Raw genomic sequence first — 519 nt, forward strand, 5'->3', positions numbered from 1 at the left:
GAATTCAACTTCACTAAACGTTTGGAAGGTCGTGAGCTTAAAGCTAACGAATTCACATTCGAGTTGAAGGATGCAGCAGGTAAAGTTGTTGAAACTGTTAAGAATGATGCAGCTGGTAACGTTAAATTCTCTAAACTTGAATTCAAGAAAGGCCAAGAAGGCGTTCACAAGTACACAGTAGAAGAAGTTAAAGGTACTGATGGCACAGTTCAATACGACGGTATGAAAGCTGTTGTTACAGTTGAAGTTAAACATGATGGAACAGCTAAAGCACTTATCACTAACGTGACAGATGCTGCTGATAAAGAGTTCAACAACAAAGTAACTCCTCCAGATACTCCAGACTTCAACCCAGAGAAATACATCCTTAACGAATCTAAATTCGATCTTACAGGAGTTAAACTTCTCGATGACGATAGCGAATTGAAAGATAAGGTTGCAGACACTAATGCAAATCCTTACGCTGATAAGACTGATAACAACGAAGCTCAAAATATCAATACTAAGACACTCAAGAAA

At 38.2% G+C, this 519-nt stretch carries 1 protein-coding gene; it reads left to right on the plus strand.

Going from position 1 to position 519, the window contains the following annotated elements; all coding sequences use genetic code 11:
* A partial coding sequence (locus tag AX663_RS04250; protein ID WP_156430758.1) for a Spy0128 family protein occupies positions 1-519 on the plus strand: 519 nt, incomplete at both ends.

The organism is Streptococcus sp. CCH8-H5 (assembly GCF_001556505.1).
In the GTDB taxonomy this organism is placed as follows: Bacteria; Bacillota; Bacilli; order Lactobacillales; family Streptococcaceae; genus Streptococcus.